Origin of the sequence: Moorena sp. SIO4A5, assembly GCF_010672005.1 — a bacterium.
GTDB lineage: Bacteria > Cyanobacteriota > Cyanobacteriia > Cyanobacteriales > Coleofasciculaceae > Moorena.
In genome coordinates this window covers 1-5683 of record NZ_JAAHHZ010000295.1, presented here as the reverse complement: position 1 = coordinate 5683, position 5683 = coordinate 1, and the positions used below count along the sequence as shown (strand labels likewise).

General features: G+C 45.3%; 3 protein-coding genes. 2 read left to right on the top strand and 1 reads right to left on the bottom strand.

Going from position 1 to position 5683, the window contains the following annotated elements:
- Positions 1-83: 83 nt before the first annotated feature.
- The gene (locus tag F6K57_RS35395) at positions 84-278 is read left to right on the top strand and encodes a hypothetical protein (protein WP_293072676.1); all 195 of its coding nucleotides are present in this window, start codon (positions 84-86) and stop codon (positions 276-278) included.
- 231 nt (positions 279-509) lie between these two features.
- On the opposite strand, the gene F6K57_RS35390 is transcribed toward F6K57_RS35395, so the two are convergent.
- Positions 510-2489 carry a hypothetical protein gene (locus F6K57_RS35390; protein ID WP_293072674.1) on the bottom strand — a complete coding sequence of 660 codons (1980 nt, stop codon included), beginning with the start codon at positions 2487-2489 and terminating at the stop codon, positions 510-512.
- A gap of 303 nt (positions 2490-2792) precedes the next feature.
- Here F6K57_RS35390 and F6K57_RS35385 point away from each other — a divergent pair.
- Positions 2793-5683, top strand: a 2891-nt coding sequence (locus F6K57_RS35385; RefSeq protein ID WP_293072672.1) for a glycoside hydrolase family 38 C-terminal domain-containing protein, incomplete at its 3' end; no start/stop codon positions are given.

The window sequence follows — 5683 nt, the reverse complement described above, 5'->3', positions numbered from 1 at the left end:
CCCAGAGTCAAGAGCTAGCCCGCTGAGAGTCCAAAATCGACGGGCTAGCTCTGGCTCCCCAATCACAAGGAGATACTTTCATGATGACGTATTCTGAACGCCTTCATCCATGGGTGGTCATGCGGCTATTACCCGAAATGCAGCGAGTAGTTGTTGCTCGCTTTCGCAATCGATCGGATGCCGAAGGACATTTATGGGCCCTGAAGCGATTAATGCCTGATGCGAAATTTGTGATTGTATTCGATGTCGGTAATAATCCGATGGATGAGGAATCCTAGGGCTTTACATCGTAAGTATTCAGTGATCACTGATAGCTGATCACTGATAGCTGATCACTGATAGCTGAATGCTGATAGCTGAATGCTGATCATTGATATAGCAATCCGTGTAGGAATGCCGAGAATTTTGATGCCATATTCCCGATTCCCGATTCCCGTTCCCCTCCTGGGAGAGGTTAGGGGTGGGTTCCGACTCCCGACTCCCTATTCCCTATTCCCTGTTCCCTTTTTTCAAAATGGCCACAACCGTTGCAGCAACCGCCAAATTTTAACCACTAGCTCTTCTATCCAAAGCATGGTGATGTCTAACCACTCCAACACTCGTTCTAAAGGATGCTTAATATATCCTTCTGGAGTTGCTTTAGTTTCAATCCATTCTTGATTTGGCTCTACATCACTATCGTTTCTAGAGTTAGCGATCGCATTATTTTCTTCTCCCTTATATCCTTTAACCTGGGTGCTACCAGACTTAACAACTGCTAGCGGTTGATCTTGATATTCTTTGGGAGTAGTTTTTCCTAAATTATCCTGAATTTGGGACAGGTCTGGTGATTTTTCAGTCCTGGAATTTTTATTCTGGCTGATAGATGGTTTTAGTTGAACTTTTGAAGATTTAGTTCTCGAAATAATTAGCTTACCTGGAGCCTTTAGTAAGTTCAGGTATCGCTTAAATAGAATCCAAATAGACTTTTCTGACTTCACAGGAATTTTGCTGTTGAATCCTTCTGGTAACTGATGTCTAGATTTACTATTAGCAACCGGTGATTGTGCCTGATTTCCGGAGTTGGAGGTTGAGGAAGATAAATTTTCGGGCTGGTCAGATCCATCTGGGTTGCCCCATAAATCATTATCGGATAACCAAGGATCAAGTTCATCTGATTTAGACCGAGATGGTGTTGAGGTGGATGGTTTTAATGACGGGGAAAGTGGAGGGGAATTATCTCCTGATAGCTGATGGGCTTCTGGGTAGAAATCTGGTAAAACCTTTCCAGAACCAGAAGCAATTTCGGATTGTTCTGAGGAACCAATCAAACTAAAATTAGACGGTTTTCTGCCAAAAAAGTAGTCAATCGCCGCATAGATTAAGCTTAAGAGTTTAAATCGGTTAGTTTCAGACCCTGCCGTTACCTCCTCTGAGCTATCACCCTTAATAAATGGTTTTTGTAGGGCTTGAATCAGCTGATTAGTACTCTGGCGCAGGGTTAGGGGGATTTGCTTACTCAGTTTAACCACAACTTCCGATCGTTGTACTAATTGGTGTGATTCCAGTTCCAGGAATTTGTTATCCAGGGAAGTTAATAGGTTCTCAATTGGGTTAGAAGGTAATAGATTGAGTGGTTTGGAAGGTTTAGGTTGTCGGTGCTCAGAGGTGGCTGATTGACGGTTGGAAACAGCTGGGATGATCCTCGATTCCCCGAACAGATTAATTGCGATCGCTACAGGACTAGTTTGCACCCAGGCCATTAATCGCCAGAATAGCCTGATGGGTGGAAAAATAGGGGGGTGATCTAAGGTAGCAAGGGAAGGGGATGCTTTTTTGCCGTCTAACGAGTGGGCTAAACGCCATTTACGCAGTAAGTCAGCCAGCTCCCAACTGATTCTGGATGCTAGTTTGTGCTGCTGCTGGGGTGTCAATATATCCAGAATTTGATTTTCCACTGTCACCAGCACTAGACCCCGGTTGTCCAATAAACAAGCCACTCCCTTAATTAGCATATGCTCATTAGTCGCGGGTTTAGCTGGGGTTACAGCTTGCCCGTTATATAGGCTTACAGGTTCCTGGTTATTTAGGGATGTTCCCCTTTGCCGTTCCAGTAGGATAGGTTGCCCGTTATTTAGGGTTACAGCTTGCCCGTTAGACGGTTTTAGGTTGTCTAGATCAGCTTCAAGGGTAAACTTGCCAAGGTTCAACTCTTGTAGCACTCGCTGAATTGCTGTATCTGCTTCTGGCGGTTTTTCCTGGGGCTGGGCGTGGCTAAATGTGCTTAATTGGGGCAATCCAGCTTTTACCGAAGAAGAAATCTGACGCCCAGCGGATAAACTAGCTTGCACCAGCAGGTAAACCGGATAAAGTAAAATTTGCCCTCCCCATACCCCTGCAACTTTTAAATGCCGTATTGTACGTTGAATTTGGTCAGCAAACCGTTGAGATTGTCGATTGATAAAGTTAAACAATCTACTGCGATAGGGACCTTTGGCAGGGGAAGACATGATGATTATTGCTTGGGTGAGGGATTAGCTAGCTGATAGACATTTAAGCTCGATTGTAAGCATTCAGTGGTCAGTGGTCAGTGCTCAGCGGTCAGTGCTCAGTGCTCAGCCGTTGGCCTGTGGCTGAAAGCTGATAGCACCTCAAGTAGCGTGCGCGTAGCCCATAAGCTGAAAGCTGATAACTGATAGCTGATAGCTAATAGCTGATAACTTTCAATAAACCACCAATAACAAATTAATCATAGTCGGTGCCATTGATTTTAGCGACAATTTGACTAATCTTATTCAAATTACTTAAACCAAATGGATCAGATTAGGCTTATTGATGGGATTAATCATGCGATCGCAAAACTCCGTGCTTTAACTCAAACCAATGTTCAGCAGGGTTGGCGATACTGTAAAGAAGATATTCCTTATCCTGTGGCCACTCAACCAGAGTGCTGGAACAATTGGTCAATAGCCCAACGTAATGACAAGGATTACATTACTTGGTCTGCTGGAAGACAAGTGATCTGGTTGAGTCAACGATTCCTAGTGCCCCAGGATTTGCAGCGCTATCCTTTAGCTGGCTTAGGATTACGTTTAGTGTTGACGTGGTGGGCAGAATCGGCTCAGATTTTTGTCAACGGTCAGCTGGTACAAGAGGGGGATTTATTTGATTCCTCCACACGGATGCTGCTAAATCCAGCAGTAGTGCCAGGGGAAGAGTTTGCCGTAGCCCTCAGGTTGGTTAGTCCTGGTCATGATATCGGCGGATTAATGCGATCGCAAATCCTCTACGAAGCCACCAATGATATCGATCCAGGCTTTGTAGCTGATGAATTGACTGTCTTACAAAAGTATAGCGCTAGTTTTGAACCAGAACAATTAGGGACTCTAGCTAAGGCTGTGGCTGAGATTGATTGGGAAATGGTGTCACAGCCGACAGAATTTATGCGATCGCTTACCCGATTGCGCCAACAACTCAGTACAATTGAAAATTCAAACTTCAGAATTCAAAATAGTCAAAACTCTATCCAAATGCTAGGTCATGCTCACCTTGATTTGGCTTGGTTATGGCCAGTCAGCGAGACCTGGGACTTAGCTGTGCGTACCTTTGAATCAGTATTAAAGCTACAGCAAGAATTTCCAGATTTCACCTTTTGCCATACCACCCCTGCCCTTTATGCTTGGATAGAACAGCATCGCCCTGATTTATTTAAACGGATAAAACAACAAGTTGCAGCTGGTCGTTGGGAAATTGTGGGGGGGATGTGGGTAGAACCGGAATTAAACCTAATTGATGGTGAATCAATAGTCCGACAAATCCTCTATGGTCAACGTTACGTCCAGAAAACCTTCGGTCAGTTAACCACAGTGGCATGGGTAACGGATAGTTTTGGCTTCTGTTGGCAACTACCTCAATTACTCAAACAGGGTGGAATTGACTACTTCGTGACCCAGAAGCTGCACTGGAACGATACCACCAAATTTCCCTATGGTGCTTTCTGGTGGCAGTCTCCCGATGGCAGCCAAATCTTCAGCCTGATGTCTCCCCCTAACGTTGCTGGTGTTATGGATACAAATCCCATTACTATGGCAAGCTACGCCATTGATTGGGAAATTCAAACCTCACTCAAGGAGGCATTTTGGTTACCTGGTGTCGGAGATCATGGCGGTGGTCCCACCAGGGATATGTTACAAGTAGCAAGACGTTGGCAAAAATCCCCATTCTTCCCAAAGCTGGAATTTACCACCGCCAGTGAGTATTTGTTGTTCGCGAAGCGTGGCCTTTTGGCCAAGGTTAGCGGGTTGAAGGTTAGTAGGTTGAAGGTTAGCAGGTTGTTCGCGTTCGCGCAGCGTCGGCTTTGCCGAAAGCGTGGCCTTTTGGCCAAGGTTGCAGGTTGTGTTGAGAACCTTAGTGTCGGAAGTGTCGAAAGTGTGGGGAAAGAAGAAATCAGAACAGAGGAGAGGGAAGGGAAGAAAGGCCAAAGCCAAACTACTAAAGAGATTCCGGTCTGGAATGATGAACTGTATCTAGAATTCCATCGGGGTTGCTATACCACTCACGCTGACCAAAAGCGCTATCTACGTCGTTGTGAGGGTTTATTGTACCAAGCAGAACTGTTTGCCGCCCTAAAAACCATTGCGACAGGACAAGCTTATCCTAAGACTGAACTAGAGGAAGCCTGGAAAAAGGTCTTATTTAATCAGTTCCACGACATATTACCAGGAACATCGATTCCGGAAGTCTTTGTAGACGCTAATCAGGCTTGGCAGGAAGTCGAGGAGGTGACGGGAAAGATATTGGAGGAATCATTAAATGCGATCGCATCCAAGATCACCCTGCCACCACCACCGAAACCCAATGCTCAAGCCATTATTGTCTTTAATCCTCTCAATTGGGAGCGTTCAGAACTCATTGCTGTTTCTTTAGCTATTTCTTTAGCTATTTCTTTACCGGTCGGGTCAGTGGAATGGGAAGTGTATGACTGTTTTGGGGAAAAGATAATCTCTCAAGTTACGCACGATCAAGCCCAGCAAATCCCAAACCATGACAATAACAATGACAATCTCTCCTATGCTCAAATAGAATTGCTGTTTCTAGCCAGTAATATTCCTTCGGTAGGATATCGTGTTTTTTGGTTATGTAGCAATGATGTGGGCGTTGCTGATTCTGGGTATGATTTTGCCCCCCTAGCCCCCCAATTTTGGGGGGTACAAAACTCTCAAAGTCCCCCAAAGTTGGGGGATTTAGGGGGCTTTACCAAAACCAAACAATCACGAATTCATACTTCAATTCAGCAACGCCATGATGTGGACTTGAACTTAGAGCTACGTCCCGATTCCCGATTCCCGATTCCCGATTCCCGATTCCCGATTCCCGATTCCCGATTCCCGATTCCCGACTCCCGATTCCCGATTCCCGATTCCCGATTCCCAATTCCCGATTCCCAACTCCCGATTGAAGATTTCGTGTTAGAGAATCAATACCTACGAGTGGTGGTAGACCCAGAAACTGGAGATTTAAGTAGTGTCTTCGATCAGGTTAATCAGCGGGAAGTGCTTAGTGGTCCTGGAAATCAGCTACAAGCTTTCGAGGATAGTGGTCAATATTGGGATGCATGGAATATAGACCCAAATTATGCTGACCATCCTTTGCCGAGCACTGAGCTGATCGGGATCGAGTGGATTGAAACCGGAGTATTGCGTCA